Here is a 16,953-nt window from a genome sequence, read left to right as displayed (position 1 = left end):
GATCGAGCGCCGAATGGTCTGGGGACCGTGGGCCTTAGATAAATAAAATCGTCTGCCGTAGGCTGTAGGATGGGTAGAGCGAAGCGAAACCCATCGCACTTTCCATCCTTAGAACGGAATGCAGTGATGGGTTTCGCTGCGCTCTACCCATCCTACGCAGCGTCTTACTCCGCCGCCTCCGCGTAATCGCTCACCGGCGGGCATGAGCACACCAGATTGCGGTCGCCATAGACATTGTCGACGCGCCCGACCGGGGACCAGTATTTGTCGTTGCGCGAGGTGCCCGCGGGGAAGCAGCCTTCGGCGCGGGTGTAGGCGCGCTTCCAATCGTCGTCAGCGATGTCGTGCACGGTGTGCGGGGCGTGACGGAGCGGCGAGGCCTCGATCTTGAAGCGGCCGCCTTCGACCTCGGCGATTTCCTTGCGGATCGCGATCATGGCATCGCAGAAGCGATCGAGCTCCGCCTTGGATTCCGATTCGGTCGGCTCGATCATCAGCGTGCCCGGCACCGGGAAGCTCATGGTCGGCGCGTGGAAGCCGTAGTCGATCAGGCGCTTTGCGATGTCGTCGACGGTGACGCCTGAGGTCGTCTTCAGCGCGCGGGGATCGACGATGCACTCATGCGCGACGCGGCCCTTTTCGTTCCTGTAGAGAACCGGGAAGTGCGCATCGAGCCTTGCTGCGACGTAGTTGGCGTTGAGGATCGCGATCTCGGTGGCGCGCTTGAGGCCTTCGCCGCCCATCATCAGGATGTAGATGTAGGAGATGGTCAGGATCGAGGCTGAGCCGAACGGCGCTGCCGAGACTGGGCCGACCGGCGCATCCCCGTTCGCCGCTGGATGCCCCGGCAGGAACGGGGCGAGGTGCGCCTTGACGCCGATCGGGCCCATGCCCGGGCCGCCGCCGCCATGCGGGATGCAGAAGGTCTTGTGCAGGTTGAGATGGCTGACATCGGCGCCGTAATCGCCGGGCCTGCTCAGGCCGACCTGCGCGTTGAGGTTGGCGCCGTCGAGATAAACCTGCCCGCCATGGCCATGCACGATGTCGCAGATCTCGCGGATATGTTCCTCGAACACGCCATGGGTCGAGGGATAGGTGATCATGACGGCGGCGAGGTCGTTCGAATGCTTCTCGGCCTTGGCGCGGAGATCGTTGACGTCGACGTCGCCGTTCTTCTCGCATGCGACCACCACCACGTCCATGCCGACCATCGCGGCCGAGGCCGGGTTGGTGCCGTGGGCGGAGGAGGGGATCAGGCAGATCTTGCGATGCGTCTCGCCACGCGCCGCGTGATAGCCGCGGATGGCCAAAAGCCCGGCATATTCGCCTTGCGCGCCCGAATTCGGCTGCAGCGAGATCGCGTCATAGCCGGTGATGTCGCACAGCCACTTCTCCAGGCGCGCGAACAGCGCGTGGTAGCCCTTGGCCTGCTCGCGCGGGGCGAAGGGATGCAACGAGCCGAACTCGGGCCAAGTCAGCGGCATCATCTCGGTGGTCGCGTTCAGCTTCATGGTGCACGAGCCGAGCGGGATCATCGCGCGGTCGAGCGCGAGGTCGCGATCGCTGAGCTTGCGCATGTAGCGCAGCATCTCGGTCTCCGAGCGATGCGCATGGAAGACGGGGTGGGTGAGGAAGGAGGTCGCGCGCTTGAGCGCCTCCGGCAGCGCCTCACGCGTGGTCGCGTCGATCTCGGCGTAGGCAAGCTGGCCGCCGAAGGCGCGCCAGACCGCTTCCACCGTCGCGGGCGTGGTGGTCTCGTCCAGCGCGATGCGCAAGCTGTCGTCGCCGACACCGAGATTGATTTTCTCGGCCGCCGCGCGCGCGACGATCTCGGCACGCTTCGCGCCTGTAACCACGCTGAGCGTGTCGAAGAAGCTGTCGGACTGCAGCGCAAAGCCGAGCTTGCGCAGGCCCGCGGCGAGCACCGCCGTGCGGCGATGCACATTGCGCGCGATCTGCGTCAGGCCTTCGGGGCCGTGATAGACCGCATACATCGAGGCGATCACGGCGAGCAGCACCTGCGCGGTGCAGATGTTGGAGGTCGCCTTCTCGCGGCGGATGTGCTGCTCACGGGTCTGCAGTGCGAGGCGATAGGCAGGCATCCCGCGCGAGTCCACGGAGAGGCCGACGATGCGGCCGGGCAGCGAACGCTTCAGCGCATCGCGCACCGCCATATAGGCCGCGTGCGGCCCGCCATACCCCATCGGCACGCCAAAACGTTGCGCCGAGCCGATGGCGATGTCGGCGCCGAGCTCGCCGGGCGAGGCGAGCACTGTCAGCGCCAGCAGATCGGCAGCGATGATCGCAAGCGCGCCCTTGGCCTTCAGGCTGGCGATCGCGGGCCTGAGGTCGCGCACAGCGCCTGACGAGCCCGGGTATTGCAGCAGCGCGCCAAGCACGTCCGTCTTGTCGAGATCGGTGAGGGGATCACCGACGACCAGGGTCCAGCCCAGCGGCTCCGCGCGGGTGCGCATCACGGCGAGTGTCTGCGGATGCACGTCCTTGTCGACGAAAAAGGCCTTTGCTTCGACCCGCGAGTGCCGCTCCGCGAGCGCCATCGCTTCGGCGGCCGCGGTGGCTTCGTCGAGCAGCGAGGCGTTCGCGACGTCGAGCCCGGTGAGGTCGCAGATCATGGTCTGGAAGTTGAGCAGCGCCTCGAGCCGGCCCTGGCTGATCTCGGGCTGGTAGGGCGTGTACGCCGTGTACCAGGCCGGGTTCTCCAAGATGTTGCGCTGGATCACCGCAGGCAAGATCGTGCCGGAATAGCCCTGGCCAATCAACGAAGTGAAGACCTGGTTCTGGGCGGCGAGTTCGGCCATATGCGCGATCGCCTCGGTCTCGCTGAGCGGCTTGCCGAGATCGAGTGGGGCGGCCTGCCGGATCGAAGCGGGAAGCGTCTGCGCCATCAGCGCATCGACGCTGTTCGCGCCGACGGCCTCGAGCATCGCGGTGACGTCGCGCGTGGAGGGGCCGATGTGGCGGCGAACGAAGCTGCTGGTGTCGCCGTTGGATTTGCGGTGTGCGGTCATCATGGGTCCTCGCTTCAGATGTTCTTGTCGCCGTCATACCCCGCCTAGTGCGCACTTGCGCACGGGGGCGGGGCATCCAGTAAACGCAGCCGCTTCGGCTAGGGCCGATGGGCCGCGGCGTACTGGATCGTCCGCCTTCGCGGACGATGACACCGAATATGAGGTCAGAGTTCGCATCATCTCACGCCGTGTGGGCCTTGTACGCCGCTTCGTCCATTAGACCGCCGAGCTCGCTCTTGTCGGCCATCTTGATCTTGAAGAACCACGCCTTGCCCTGCGCGTCCGAGTTTACCAGCGCCGGCTCGCTCGCGAGCTCGGGGTTGGTCTCGAGCACCTCACCGCTAACAGGCGCGTAGACGTCCGATGCGGCCTTGACGGACTCCACGACGGCGGCGGGTTCGGCCTTCTTCAGCGTGCGGCCGAGCTTGGGCAATTCGATGAACACGACGTCGCCGAGCTGCGATTGCGCGTAGTCGGTGATGCCGACGGTGGCGACATCGCCGTCGATCGCGAGCCATTCGTGGTCGGTGGTGTACAGCGTCATGGTCATTTTCTCAGTCCTCAGCGTTTGTAGGTGTTTTTCACGAAGGGCATGGCGGCGATTTGCACGGCCAGGCGTTGGCCGCGCACCTCGGCGAAGAGTTTTGTGTCGAGCGCGCTCAGGCTCGTGGGCACATAGCCCATCGCGACCGGCGCATTCAGGCTCGGGCCGAAGCCGCCCGAGGTGACCTTTCCGATCGGCTCGCTGGAGGTTGCGTCCGCAAACAGCAGCGCGCCCTCGCGCACCGGCGCGCGGCCCTCGGTGCGCAGGCCGACACGGCGGCGGGATGCGCCGTGATCGAAATGAGCGAGAATCTTTTCCGCGCCGGGGAAGCCGCCGGCACGCGCGCCGCCGGTGCGGCGACTCTTCTGCACCGACCATTCCAGTGCGGCCTCGACCGGCGTGGTCGCGGTATCGATGTCGTGGCCGTAAAGACAAAGCCCGCCTTCGAGCCGCAGGCTGTCACGGGCGCCGAGCCCGATCGGCATGACGTCCGGATTGTCCAGCAGGGCCCTGGCGAGCCGCTCGGCGCCGCCGGCAGGAACCGAAATCTCGAATCCGTCTTCGCCGGTATAGCCGGAGCGCGAGACGAAGCAGTCGAGGCCGGCGACCTTGTGCGGGCCCGAATCCATGAACTTCATGGCGGGCGCCTCTGCACATAATTTCGCCAGCACGGATTCCGCCTTCGGCCCTTGCAGCGCGATCAGCGCGCGGTCGGCCAGCGAATCGATGACGCAGGCGTCGGACAGATTCGCGCGCAGATGCGCCTCGTCCTCGGCCTTGCAGGCGGCGTTGACGACCAGGAACAGGTGATCGCCGAAATTGGCGACCATCAGATCGTCCAGAATCCCGCCCTCGGCATTGGTGAACTGGGCGTAGCGCTGCCGGCCCGGCGCGATCGCCAAAATATCCTGCGGCACCAGCCGTTCCAGCGCGCGGGCGGCGTCCTCGACCTTGCCCGATCTCGGCCTGAGTGCGATCTGGCCCATGTGAGAGACGTCGAACAGGCCGGCTGCGTTGCGGGTATGAAGGTGCTCTTTCAGGACTCCGGCCGGATATTGCACCGGCATGTCATAGCCCGCGAACGGCACCATCTTGCCGCCGAGCGAGACATGCAGGTCGTAAAGAGGGGTGCGTTTCAGGGAGTCTTCGTCGTCACGCGCAAGCATCGGGGGGCCCTCGGCGGTTCCCCGGGAACGATTTCCCGTGGACACCAGTCGAAGCCCCATCTGTCGCTGTGCCTGAGAGTATTATCCCGTCGGCGGACGCCATCCGGGTTAAGCCGGTCGGCGCCTCTTTCCAGATGCTGTCAAAGCCACGCGGTCCTTTTGCCTGAGAGTTTCCGGGGCGGTTGCTCCTTCGGCGCCGGCACCAGGTGCCGGTCTCTCCCGACGTGGCCGTACGATACAGATAGGTAAAGACCACAGGCCGGCCAAGCCTGTCAACGCGGCATCGGCGGCTTTCCAACGGGATTGCGCATCTGCGGCAACGCCTTGATCTGTCTGCACAGTTTCTGGACAGCGAAGCTGGCCTTGTCTAAAAGCGCTTTGACCCGCAGATATCAGCCTAAACTCGCGGTTTGGATGGCTGGAAGGCGGGTACAAGCACACCCGATTGGATGAACATGAGCGGCGTCAACGAGATCAGGTCGACCTTTCTGAACTTCTTTGCCGAGAACGGCCACGAGATCGTGTCGTCCTCGCCATTGGTGCCGCGCAACGATCCGACGTTGATGTTCACCAATGCCGGCATGGTGCAGTTCAAGAACGTCTTCACCGGCGTCGAGAAGCGGCCCTATCAGCGCGCCACCACCTCGCAGAAATGCGTGCGCGCCGGCGGCAAGCACAACGACCTCGACAATGTCGGCTACACCGCGCGCCATCTCACCTTCTTCGAGATGCTCGGCAACTTCTCGTTCGGCGACTATTTCAAGGAGCGCGCGATCGAGCTGGCCTGGAAGCTGATCACCAAGGAATACGGGCTCAAGAAGGACAAGCTGCTCGTCACGGTCTATCACACCGACGACGAGGCGGCCGGACTGTGGAAGAAGATCGCCGGCTTCTCCGAGGATCGCATTATCCGCATCCCGACCTCGGACAATTTCTGGGCGATGGGCGACACCGGCCCGTGCGGCCCGTGCTCGGAGATCTTCATCGATCGCGGCGAGCACATCTGGGGCGGGCCTCCGGGCTCGCCGGAGGAGGACGGCGATCGCTTCCTCGAATTCTGGAATCTGGTGTTCATGCAGTACGAGCAGGTGACGAAGGAGGAGCGCGTGCCGCTGCCGCGTCCCTCGATCGACACCGGCATGGGGCTGGAGCGCATGGCCTGCATCATGCAGGGCGTCGACAGCGTGTTCGAGACCGACCTGTTCCGTCATTTGATCGACGCGACCGCGTCGGCTCTCGGAAGCGGACCGGACAAGAAGACCGTGGCCTCGTTCCGCGTCATCGCCGACCATCTGCGTTCGTCGGCCTTCCTGGTCGCCGACGGCGTGCTGCCCTCGAACGAGGGCCGCGGCTATGTGCTGCGCCGGATCATGCGCCGCGCGATGCGCCATGCGCAGCTGCTCGGTGCGCAAGAACCGCTGATGCATCGCCTGGTCTGGGCGCTGGTGCGCGAGATGGGCCAGGCCTATCCCGATCTGATGCGCGCGGAAAATTTGATCGAGGAAACGCTGCGGCTGGAAGAGACCCGCTTCCGCAAGACGCTGACGCGCGGCCTCGCCATTCTCGACGAGAAGAGCGCTTCCTTAAAGAAGGGCGACATGTTCGACGGCGACGTCGCCTTCACGCTGTACGACACCTATGGCTTCCCGCTCGATTTGACGCAGGACGCGCTGAAGTCGCGCGGCATCAGCGTCGACCAGGCCTCCTTCACCGACGCGATGGAGCGTCAGAAGGCCAAGGCGCGCGAATCCTGGAAGGGGTCTGGCGAAGCGGCTTCCGAGGCGATCTGGTTCCCGCTGCGTGAGAAGCTCGGCGCAACCGAATTCCTGGGTTACGAGACCGAGAGCGCCGAAGGCGTGGTGACCGCGCTGGTCAAGGACGGCAAGGAAGCCACGAGTCTCAAGGCCGGCGACACCGGCGCGATCGTGCTGAACCAGACGCCGTTCTACGCGGAGTCGGGCGGCCAGGTCGGCGACACCGGCGTATTGACGGGCGAGGGCGGCATCAAATTCCGCGTCACCGATACGCAGAAGAAGCTCGGCGATTTCTTCGTTCACGTCGGCACGGTCGAGAGCGGCGAGCTGAAGCTCGGCACCCCCCTGCAGCTCGAAGTGGATCACGGCAGGCGCTTTTCGATCCGCGCGCATCACTCGGCCACGCATCTCATCCACGAGGCGCTGCGCCAGGTGCTCGGCGATCACATCGCCCAGCGCGGCTCGATGGTCGCGCCGGATCGGCTGCGTTTCGACTTCGTGCATCCGAAGCCGATCACGGCGGAAGAGCTCGCGCGCGTCGAGGACATCGCCAACGAGGTGGTGCTGGAGAATGACGAAGTCTCGACCCGCGTCATGGGCGTGGACGAGGCCCGCGAGGCCGGCGCACGCGCGCTGTTCGGCGAGAAATATGGCGACGAGGTTCGCGTCGTCTCGATGGGCCGGACCGCGCGCGAGCGCGGCACCAACGCGCTCGGCTGGTCGGTCGAACTGTGCGGCGGCACGCATGTCAAGCGCACCGGCGATATCGGCCTGATCACGCTGACCGGCGAGAGCGCGGTTGCCTCCGGCGTGCGCCGCATCGAGGCGCTGACCGGCAACTACGCGCGCAAGCACGCCAACGAGACCATGGCGCTGGCGAAGACGGCGGCCAACGAACTGCGCACCTCGATCGACGACGTCCCGGCGCGCATCAGTGCCCTGATGGAGGAGCGCAAGAAGCTCGAGCGCGAACTCTCCGACGCCCGCAAGAAACTCGCGATGGGCGGCGGTGCGGCTGCGAACAACGGCGCGGTCTCCGGTGTGCGCGAGGTCGGCGACGTCAAGCTGATGGCGCGCGCGGTCGAGGGCATCGAGATGAAGGATCTCAAGAGCCTTGCCGACGACGGCAAGAAGCAGATCGGCTCCGGCGTCGTCGCCATCGTCGGCGTCACCGAGGACGGCAAGGCCGGCGTCGTGGTCGGCGTCACCGCTGACCTCACCTCGCGCTTCAATGCGGTCAATCTGGTGAAGGTCGCCTCCGAGGCGCTCGGCGGCAAGGGCGGCGGCGGGCGGCCCGACATGGCGCAGGCCGGCGGCCCCGATGGTGCGAATGCGGCCGCGGCGCTCACGGCGATCGAAAAAGCCATGACTGAACAAAAATCGGCCGGCGCGTAAGCAGGTGCGCCCCGTTCCGCGAGGACGTGGCTCCACCGATCCCAATCTGAGGGATCGCCTCTACGAATTGCTGGAGCACGATCCGCTGGCCTACTCGGTCGGATCGCGCTTCATCCAGCTGGTCATCGGCGTCATCGTGCTCGACGTCGCTGCGATGATTCTTGCCTCGGTGCCGGAGCTGGACGCGCAGTTCGGCGCGCTGTTCGCGGTCATCTCCATCCTCTCCGTGATCGTGTTCGCGCTGGAATATGCCGCGCGCCTGTGGACGGTGGCGGGCCATACTCAGCGCACGGCGTCCGCGCTGTCCGACCGGCTCAGCTATGTCTTCTCCGCACTCGGCATCATCGACCTGCTCGCGTTCCTGCCGGCTGCGATCGTGCTCGCCACCGGCCGGCATGCGACGCTGGCAGCCCTCGGCGTGCTGCCGTTCTTCAAGCTGGTGCGGTACTCGCCGGCGATGCGTTCGCTGCTCGCGGCCGTGCACGCCGAGCGGCGGGCGCTGATCGGCTGCATCGTCATCCTGATCGGCGCGGTTCTGACGTTTGCCTCGCTGCTCTACGCCATCGAGCGCGACGTGCAGCCCGACAAGCTCGGCACCATTCCGCAGGCAATGTGGTGGGCGATCGTGACGCTCGGCACCGTCGGCTATGGCGACGTCGTGCCGGTAACGGCGCTCGGCAAGTTCATCTCCGTCTTCACCATCATCAGCGGATTTGCCATGATCGCGCTGCCGGTCGCGATCATCTCGACGGCCTTTGCGGAAGAGGTGAAGCGGCGCGACTTCGTGGTCACCTGGGGCATGCTGGCGCGGGTGCCGCTGTTCTCGCATCTCAGCGCATCCGAAATTGCCGACATCATGCGGCTGCTGCGGGCGCGCACCATCGAGCAGGGCGAGATATTGGTGCGGCGGGGCGATGCGGCTTCGTCGATGTACTTCATCACCGCCGGCGAGGTCGAGATCGCGCTGCCGAACCAGCAGGTGCGGCTCGCGGATGGCACCTTCTTCGGCGAGATCGCGCTGCTGCACAAGACAAAACGCAGCGGCACGGTGACGGCGACACGCAAGACCCGGCTGCTGGTGCTCGACGCCCAGGACTTTCACGCCCTGATCGAACGCATGCCGACGCTCGCCGCGCACGTCCACAACACGGCGAAGGCGCGGCTGGAGGGCAGCGGCGACCTTGCCGTGGCGGAGCTGGCGCAGGCGGAGCGCGAAGGCACCGACCGCTGAGGGCTCAACCCTTCTTCAGGAAGACGTAGTCGGCCGAGTAGGGCACACTTTGAAAGTTGCCGGCTTTTTCGCAAGGGCCGTCGTCCAACCAGCCGCCGTGCGTATGAATACGCTGGACCGTCGTGACATCGCCGAGGACGCCGCTGCCGCGGCGGGAGGTCACCTCCAATTTGAGCCACGGGATGTCCGTGGTCTTGCCCGACGCGTTGCCGATCGCCAGTCTGCCGGTCATCTTGCCCACCACGGCGCTGCCGTCGGCGTGCTCCCAGTTCGGCCCGGCATAGTGCCGGCCAACCGTCTTGCCCTCGGACAGCAGCGTCGCGATCGGCTCGCGGAAGGCCCAGGCGAGCTTGCCGTCGGTGCCGGCCTTGCACTCGTAGACCTGCGCGCCCTCGGCGTGGACGCTGAGCACGACTGTCTCGCCGGGCGCGGCGATAGCGTCGGGGAGCGGGTCGGCGGCGAATGCGGGCGTGCTGGTCAGCACGAGAACTGCAAACGCAAGACTCTTGAGTGTCGTCATGGTGCTTCCTCAGGCAAAAGTCTCGTCATTGCGAGGAGCTCTTGCGACGAAGCAATCCAGTATCTCTCCGCAGAGACAGTCTGGATTGCTTCGCTTCGCTCGCAATGACGGGGTGGAGGCAGCTTACGCCGCCAGCGCCTTCCCGAGGTTCTCGGCGACCTTGTCGAGGAAGCCGGTGGTCGAGAGCCAGCGCTGGTCGGCGCCGACCAGGAGCGCGAGGTCCTTGGTCATGTAGCCTTCCTCGACTGTGTCGACGCAGACCTTCTCCAGGGTGTTCGCGAACTTGGCGAGCTCGGCATTGTTGTCGAGCTTGGCGCGGTGCGACAGGCCGCGGGTCCAGGCGAAGATCGACGCGATCGAGTTGGTCGAGGTCTCCTTGCCCTTCTGGTGCTCGCGGTAGTGGCGGGTCACCGTGCCGTGGGCGGCCTCGGCTTCCACCGTCTTGCCGTCGGGGGTGAGGAGGACCGAGGTCATCAGCCCGAGCGAGCCGTAGCCCTGTGCCACGGTGTCGGACTGCACGTCGCCGTCGTAGTTCTTGCAGGCCCAGACATAGCCGCCGGACCATTTCAGCGCCGAGGCCACCATGTCGTCGATCAGGCGGTGCTCGTAGGTCAGGCCCTTGGCCTCGAATTCCTTCTTGAACTCGCGGTCGTAGATGTCCTGGAAGATGTCCTTGAAGCGGCCGTCATAGACCTTGAGGATGGTGTTCTTGGTCGAGAGATAGACCGGGTAGTTGCGCAGCAGGCCGTAATTGAGCGAGGCGCGGGCGAAGTCGATGATGGAATCGTCGAGATTGTACATCTGCATGGCGACGCCGGCGCCGGGCGCCTTGAACACTTCCCGCTCGATCACGGTGCCGTCCTCGCCGACGAACTTCATCGACAGCGTGCCCTTGCCCGGGAACTTGATGTCGGTGGCGCGGTACTGGTCGCCATAGGCGTGGCGACCGATGATGATCGGCTTGCTCCAGCCCGGAACGAGGCGCGGCACGTTCTTGCAGATGATCGGCTCGCGGAAGATCACGCCGCCGAGGATGTTGCGGATGGTGCCGTTCGGCGACTTCCACATCTGCTTGAGGTTGAATTCCTTCACCCGGGCCTCGTCCGGGGTGATCGTGGCGCACTTGACGCCGACGCCGACCTTCTTGATGGCCTCGGCGGCGTCGATCGTCACCTGATCGTTGGTCTCGTCACGGTACTCCATCCCCAGGTCGAAATAGAGCAGCTCGACATCCAGGAATGGGTTAATCAGCTTGTCCTTGATGTACTGCCAGATGATCCGGGTCATCTCGTCGCCATCGAGTTCGACGACGGGGTTGGACACCTTGATTTTTGCCATGATCGGGGAAGCCTCTTGGGAACGGCGCTTTGGCGCGCCACGGGAATATCCGCCGCCTCTTAGCACCTGATAGCAGCGGGCGAAAGCCAAGGGATTATGCACTTTTAGCTCATCCAGCCCCCGCAGATGGGGGTTCGAGGAGCCCCGTCGCGAGGGCAGGGCTGAAGTTTCAGGCGAGATTCAAAAGTCGAATCCAACCCGTTATTTCCCTTGAGAATTTTGTCAGGACAGGCAAACGACAGGCGAACGGGCAGCCGGCCCGAGAGCAGGTCAAGACCGGGTCGAGACCAGGTCAGGACCGGCCTTGAATCATTTCATCAAGAGGGCCTGTCCAAGGCCTTGAGAACCAGTGTGAAAGCGAAGCGAGATGTCGGGGACTGACAAGAGCAAGGCGGGCCTTTCCCTCGACGGTCCCATCGTCATCCTGGTCGAGCCGCAGCTGGGCGAAAACATCGGCATGGCCGCGCGCGCCATGGGTAACTTCGCACTGAGCCGATTGCGCATCGTCAATCCGCGCGACGGCTGGCCGAACATCGCCGCCCAGCGCGCCGCGGCCGGGGCCGACTATATTCTGGACAAGGTCGAATTGTTCGACACGGTCGGTGAGGCCGTCGCCGACCTCGACTTGCTGTTCGCCACCACCGCGCGCCCCCACGACCAGGCCAAGCCGGTGGTGGGGCCGGAAGCCGCAGCTAGTGAGATTTCCGGGCACGTCGCCGCCGGCGGAAAGGCCGGTATCCTGTTCGGCCGGGAGCGCTGGGGCCTGACCAATGAGGAGGTCGGGCTCGCCAACCGCATCATTACCTTCCCGGTCAATCCGGGCTTTGCCTCGCTCAACCTCGCCCAGGCTGTGCTCCTGGTCGGCTACGAATGGTTCAAGCGGGCGACCTCCGGCCAGCTGCCGCACGCGATGCCGGAGCGCTCCGAGCGCGCCTCGCAGCACCAGATGCAGGCCTTCTTCGACAATTTGATCCGCGAGCTCGACCGGGTCGAATTTTTGCGCCCGGCCGAGAAGCGCGACACCATGCTGGTGAACCTGCGCAACATCTTCACTCGGATGGAGCCGACCAAGCAGGACATGCACACCCTGCACGGGGTGGTGATGGCCATTGCCGAGGGACGCAAGGGCCCGGCCAAGGGCGGCGTGCTCGACGGCGAGCAGGCCACGCGGCTGCGCGCGCTTTTGGCCGAGCACGGGCAGGGCGGCGGGGTGCCCGACAGCGGCTCCACCGTGCGCGGCCTCGCCCGCCTGCTCCGCCGCAACCCGACCGACGCCGAGCGCCTGCTGTGGCAGGCGCTCACACGCGACCGCCGTTTCGCAGGCGGGTTCAAGCGCCAGACCCCTGTGGGGCGGCATATCCCCGACTTCGTCTCGTTCCCGCACCGGATCGCGATCGAGCTGGTGAATGCGGGTGAGGGCGAGACGATCGCGGCTGATCGCGCGGCAAGGCGGGCATGGCTCGAGGCGAGGGATTATCGGGTGATCGAGATGCGGGCCGCAGATGTCGAGCGGGATATCGAGGCGGAGCTGGTGCGATTGCAGGGGATGCTCGAGCAGGGCGTGTAGGTCTCCTAGCGCGTAGGTCTCGTAGGGTGGGCAAAGCGAAGCGTGCCCACCATGTCCATCAATAGCGCTGAGACAGAAAGGTGGGCACGGCGCTGTGCGCCTTTGCCCACCCTACGAGACCGTCATCCACGCCCGAGCTGCACGTCGCGGTCGACCGCAATCCATGTCGCCTTCGCGACCGCCAGCCGCCTCCCGTCCTCATCATGCACCGCAGCCTCGGCGGTGCGTTTCCGGCCGTCGCGGGCGATCGGCCACGCCGTGATGATGCAGCGGTCGCCGGGGCCGGGGCGGGCTTCGATTCGGGCTGACATGCGGCCCAGCAGTAGCGGCGTCCGGTCGAAGCCGCCGGTCTGCTGATCGCAATTGCAGGCAAAACCGGTGGGGCAGTCGAGCGCCGACCAGAGAAATTCGGGGGCGATCAGGCCGTTCTCGGCGGCGAGATTCTTGTCCGGGGTCCAGCTCGCCGCGAGAACGGCATTGTGACCACGGAGCGAGCCGGCGAAAATGCGCAGGCCGTCGCCTTTTGCCCTTGCGGGACCGCACACGAAACATGTCGGCAGGGGATGCTCGTGCGGCTTCACGGGCGTCAATAGCTCGGCGGCGCAGGCGTCCTCGAAGCTGGCTGTCTCCAGCCGCTTGACCTCGACATTTGCCGGCCGCCCGGTGGCCACGACCTTGTCGCCGTCGCGAAGCTCCCATGTGCCGTCGTTCGTCGCGACCGCATCAAGCGGCGTGTCCAGCGGCGGCGGTGCGCGCAGCGTCACCTCCGCAGCCCCCGGGATGTGGCGGGCCAGCCGCCCACAGACATAGCCGCCGTTGCCGGAGTTGGGAGGACCGCAAAAGCGTTTGTCGATGATGATCTGTGTCATCGGTTTTGTTCTCTCTTCCCCGTGCACTTTACCTGATCTTGAGGACAATTCGCCCCTGAACCGTTCGGTTGGCCACGGCACGCATGGCTTCGCCGGCCTCCTCCAAAAGGAGGACGCGATCGATATGCGGGCGGATTTTTCCGCCGGCCAGCAATTGCATCAGCGTGGCATTCATACGCGCGGCGTCCGCGGGAAATTTCTCCGCCCAGGCGCCGACGAAGACTCCGAGGATGGAATAGTTCTTCAGCAGCGGAAGGTTCATCGGGAACTGGGGAATCTCGCCGCTGGTGAAGCCGATGGGCATCAGCCGTCCGCCCCACTTCATCGAGCGGGCCATCTGCTCGAATATCGCGCCACCGACAGTGTCGAAGCCGATATCGATGCCGTCTGCCGTGATCGCCTTGATCCGGCCGCGCAGATCTTCGCTGCGATAGTTGACGACTTCGCTGGCGCCGTAACTCTGGACCAGGGCTGCCTTGTCGTCGGAGCCGACACCGGCGACGACACGCAGTCCCAGATGGCGGCCGAGGTCGACGGCGGCAAGGCCAACTCCGCCAGCAGCACCGGTGACGAACAGCGTTTCGCCGCGCTGCGCCCGGGCCCGTTCGACCAGCGCATAATAGGCCGTGCCGTAATTATGCAGGACCGTCGCCGCGGCTTCGAACGCGACGCCTTCAGGCAGACGCACGCACTTTGAGTCCTTCGCTATCATCCGCTCGGCGTAGCCGCCGGTCCAGGCGCTGCACGCCACGCGGTCGCCAGGCGCGAATCCCGTGACCTCGTCGCCGACCGCGACGACGACACCGGATGCTTCCGTGCCAGGCACGAAGGGCGTCGGCGGCCGCATCTGATAGAGCCCCGAGACCACCAACTGGTCCATGAAACTGACTGAAGCCGCGTGGACGTCGATCAGGATCTCGTCGCCGGCCGGCTTCGGCTCGTCGATCTCGCCGAGGCGCAAATCGCCGGGTCCGGTGAACGATGTGCACAGAATCGCTTTCATCGGGGCGCTCCGAAAGGACGCGGCAGCAGCATGGGAACGCGTCGGCGATAGTCCTGATAGGTCGCGCCGAATTCGGCGATCAGGTCGCGCTCCTCGAACTGAAGCGCGGCCAGGATGTAGGCGGTGTTTGCGAGCGCAAACAGAAGGTGGCCAATGGTCATCTCGGGCGTGGCCCAGAACGCGAGCAGGAAGCCGAGCATGATGGGATGCCGCACGATCTTGTAGAGCAGCGGCGTCCTGAACGATTGACCTGGTATCGCGCTCCCGCGGAACGCAACGAAGGCCTGGCGCAGGCCGAACAGATCGAAATGATCGATCATGTGGGTCGAGGCGAACGCGATCAGCCAGCCGAGCCAATGTACGCCGATCAGCAACCAGGCCGCTGTTCCGCTGGTTTGCCAGACCGGCGTCGGGATCGGACGCCACTGCCAAAACAGCAGCAGCAAGATCAGGCTGGAGAGCAGCACATAGGTGCTGCGCTGGCAGGCTGCGGGGAGGAATTTGACCAGCCATCGCTTGAAACCCGGGCGCGCCATGACGCTGTGCTGGATTGCAAACAGGCTCATCAGCAGCAGGTTGACGACGATGGCCACGCTCAGGTCCGTCGGGCTGCCGACGCCGATCGGCATGTTGATCGACTTATCAATCGACTTGGGCACGACATAATTGCCGACGAAACCGAGCGCATAGAGAAATGAGACCGTGAAGATGACGTAGCTCACGATGGCGTAGAGCAGGATCAGGAGGCGCGAGATCATGTTTTTTCCTATTGTGCCTGATGCAGCCGTGCCGCATGCAGGAGCCTGAGTTGCTCGCCGGCGAGCAGGCTCGATCTGCCCCGACTGCTATCGCTGGACCGTCCCCTGTGCGTCCCCCGGGGGCGCCGCGAGGGGAGGGAGGACTTTCATGACGGTTTTCTCGCTGGGGACGTTCGGGTTCCCGGAGGTCCACGCCGACGGCCGCCCGATCAAGTTGGCCCTGCGCAAGGGCCTCGCGCTGCTGGTCTATCTCGCGGAAGCCAAGGGCGCTGCGGCCCGCGACGTGGTGGCCACGCAGCTGTGGCCCGAGGCCGACCGCGAGACCGGCCTTGCGCGATTGCGGCGGCTGCTTCACCGCATCGAGCTGACGCTGGGTCAGCAGGTGTTCGAGACCGATCGGACTAGTCTGCGATGGTCTCCGGCAGTCGCGCTGCAGGTCGATGCACATCTGTTCGAGAGCGCCTGCGATCGCGGTGACTTTGACGAGGCCTGCCAGATTTATCGGGGAGATTTCCTCGCAGGCTTCTCGCCGGAGGACTGTCCGGAATTCGACGACTGGGCGTTCTTTCGCCGCGAGGCGCTGCGCGGACGTCTCGTTCACGCGCTGGAGCGTCTGGTGCAGGACAAGACTGCTGCCGGAGACTACTTTGCCGCGACCGCACATGCGACCCGTCTGGCCGAGCTCGATCCTTTGAGCGAGGTCTACGGCCGGCATCTGATCCGCAGCCTGCTGCTGGCGGGCGACCGCAGCGCGGCAGAGCGGCACCACGCGGCACTGACGCAGCGGCTGCGTGACGAGCTTGGTGTTGCGCCCGAAGCCGAGACCGAGGCGCTAATGAGTCCTGCGGCGGCACATGCGATTCCAGCGACGCGCTATGTCAAGGGCGCCGGCGTGCATCTGGCGTATCAGACCTATGGCAGCGGTCCGGTCGACATCCTGGTCATGCCGGGCTTCGTGTCGCATGTGGAACGCGCCTGGGAGCATCCCGCGAGCCGGAGGTTTCTGGCCTCACTGATGAAGCTTGGGCGCCTGATCGTGTTCGATCGTCGCGGCATCGGGCTGTCGGACCGGGTTGGATCGGCCCCCGGTATCGATGTCACCGCGGAGGATATCGGTACCGTGTTGCGGGCGACGGATTCGCGCCGTGTCGTGCTGTTCGGCGCATCCGAGTGCGGGCCAGCCTGCATCAAATTTGCGGTCGATGAGCCGCGTCTCGTGGCCGGACTCATTCTGTTCGGTGCATTGGCCAAGGGCTGCTGGTCGCAGGACTATCCGCACGCGTTGCGCGCCAGCCAGTACGACGCCTGGAGCAAGCACCTCATTGCGCAATGGGGAGGACCGGTAGAGATTGAAACCTTCGCGCCCAGCCTTGCCGGCGATCCCCAGGCCCGCGCCTGGTGGGCGGGGCTATTGCGCGCGGCCTCCAGTCCCGGCGGCATCTCGGCCGTGCTCGAGGCGTTTCGCGACGCCGACGTGCGGCAGCTTTTGCCGCAGATTGCCATGCCGACATTGGTGCTGCATCGTCGGGACGACAAGGCCGTACGGATTGCGGCCGGCCGCGATCTCGCGAGCCGGATCAAAGGTGCGCAATTCGTCGAGCTCGACGGCCATGATCACTGGTTCTTTGCAGGCGATCAGGGACCGGTGCTGGGGGCGATCAGGCGGTTCATTGCTGCGTTACCGCGCGAGCGGCTGCGAGTGCTGTAGCCCGGATGAGCGACGCGACATCCGGGGACGGTCGTCCCGCATGTCGCTGCGCTCATGCGGGCTACGGGATG

The 16,953-nt window shown here is 65.4% G+C and carries 12 protein-coding genes and 1 riboswitch; of the genes, 4 read left to right on the top strand and 8 right to left on the bottom strand.

Annotated features, from left to right (window positions below; translation table 11 throughout):
• Nucleotides 1-164 precede the first annotated feature (164 nt).
• The 3 genes from gcvP to gcvT form a co-directional block, all read right to left on the bottom strand.
• The gene (gene gcvP, locus AC0L3K_RS04645) at nt 165-3,029 is read right to left on the bottom strand and encodes an aminomethyl-transferring glycine dehydrogenase (RefSeq protein ID WP_007602217.1); all 2,865 of its coding nucleotides are present in this window, start codon (nt 3,027-3,029) and stop codon (nt 165-167) included.
• 181 nt (nt 3,030-3,210) lie between these two features.
• A complete protein-coding gene (gcvH, locus tag AC0L3K_RS04640; protein ID WP_473365496.1) occupies nt 3,211-3,579 on the bottom strand; it encodes a glycine cleavage system protein GcvH in 369 nt (122 codons plus the stop codon).
• Between the two features lie 11 nt (nt 3,580-3,590).
• Complete coding sequence (gene gcvT / locus AC0L3K_RS04635; RefSeq protein ID WP_354128061.1) at nt 3,591-4,739, bottom strand: glycine cleavage system aminomethyltransferase GcvT; 1,149 nt, start codon at nt 4,737-4,739, stop codon at nt 3,591-3,593.
• 142 nt (nt 4,740-4,881) lie between these two features.
• Nucleotides 4,882-4,971: riboswitch (glycine riboswitch) on the bottom strand.
• A gap of 223 nt (nt 4,972-5,194) precedes the next feature.
• Between gcvT and alaS the strand changes: the two genes are divergently transcribed.
• Together alaS and AC0L3K_RS04625 are read left to right on the top strand one after the other, a co-directional pair.
• Entirely contained in the window at nt 5,195-7,888 is a 2,694-nt protein-coding gene (gene alaS, locus AC0L3K_RS04630; RefSeq protein WP_354128062.1) for an alanine--tRNA ligase, read from the top strand.
• Nucleotides 7,889-7,892: 4 nt separating this feature from the next.
• Nucleotides 7,893-9,119, top strand: coding sequence for a cyclic nucleotide-gated ion channel (locus AC0L3K_RS04625; RefSeq protein ID WP_354128063.1), 1,227 nt, complete (start codon nt 7,893-7,895; stop codon nt 9,117-9,119).
• 4 nt (nt 9,120-9,123) lie between these two features.
• On the opposite strand, the gene AC0L3K_RS04620 is transcribed toward AC0L3K_RS04625, so the two are convergent.
• Nucleotides 9,124-9,639 carry a DUF3455 domain-containing protein gene (locus AC0L3K_RS04620; protein ID WP_007602222.1) on the bottom strand — a complete coding sequence of 172 codons (516 nt, stop codon included), beginning with the start codon at nt 9,637-9,639 and terminating at the stop codon, nt 9,124-9,126.
• Nucleotides 9,640-9,762: 123 nt separating this feature from the next.
• Nucleotides 9,763-10,977 carry an NADP-dependent isocitrate dehydrogenase gene (locus AC0L3K_RS04615; RefSeq protein WP_007602224.1) on the bottom strand — a complete coding sequence of 405 codons (1,215 nt, stop codon included), beginning with the start codon at nt 10,975-10,977 and terminating at the stop codon, nt 9,763-9,765.
• Between the two features lie 367 nt (nt 10,978-11,344).
• Between AC0L3K_RS04615 and AC0L3K_RS04610 the strand changes: the two genes are divergently transcribed.
• Nucleotides 11,345-12,544, top strand: coding sequence for a TrmJ/YjtD family RNA methyltransferase (locus AC0L3K_RS04610; protein ID WP_473255832.1), 1,200 nt, complete (start codon nt 11,345-11,347; stop codon nt 12,542-12,544).
• A 122-nt stretch (nt 12,545-12,666) separates the two neighbouring features.
• On the opposite strand, the gene AC0L3K_RS04605 is transcribed toward AC0L3K_RS04610, so the two are convergent.
• Genes AC0L3K_RS04605 through mddA form a run of 3 tightly spaced genes read right to left on the bottom strand, consistent with a single transcriptional unit; the run spans nt 12,667 to nt 15,174 of the window.
• A complete protein-coding gene (locus AC0L3K_RS04605) occupies nt 12,667-13,413 on the bottom strand; it encodes a hotdog family protein (RefSeq protein ID WP_473365495.1) in 747 nt (248 codons plus the stop codon).
• 28 nt (nt 13,414-13,441) lie between these two features.
• Complete coding sequence (locus AC0L3K_RS04600) at nt 13,442-14,416, bottom strand: NADPH:quinone oxidoreductase family protein (RefSeq protein WP_473365494.1); 975 nt, start codon at nt 14,414-14,416, stop codon at nt 13,442-13,444.
• Complete coding sequence (mddA, locus tag AC0L3K_RS04595) at nt 14,413-15,174, bottom strand: methanethiol S-methyltransferase (protein WP_354128067.1); 762 nt, start codon at nt 15,172-15,174, stop codon at nt 14,413-14,415. Before mddA ends, AC0L3K_RS04600 begins: the two co-directional genes overlap by 4 nt.
• Before the next feature lie 148 nt (nt 15,175-15,322).
• On the opposite strand from mddA, the gene AC0L3K_RS04590 reads away from it, so the two are divergent.
• On the top strand, nt 15,323-16,882 hold the full coding sequence (locus AC0L3K_RS04590) for a bifunctional AfsR/SARP family transcriptional regulator/alpha/beta hydrolase (RefSeq protein WP_354128068.1): 1,560 nt from the start codon (nt 15,323-15,325) through the stop codon (nt 16,880-16,882).
• Nucleotides 16,883-16,953 lie beyond the last annotated feature (71 nt).

The organism is Bradyrhizobium sp. MI1.10, assembly GCF_055811035.1.
Note: the sequence above shows the minus strand (reverse complement) of the source record. Positions and strands in the feature narration are given on the sequence as shown.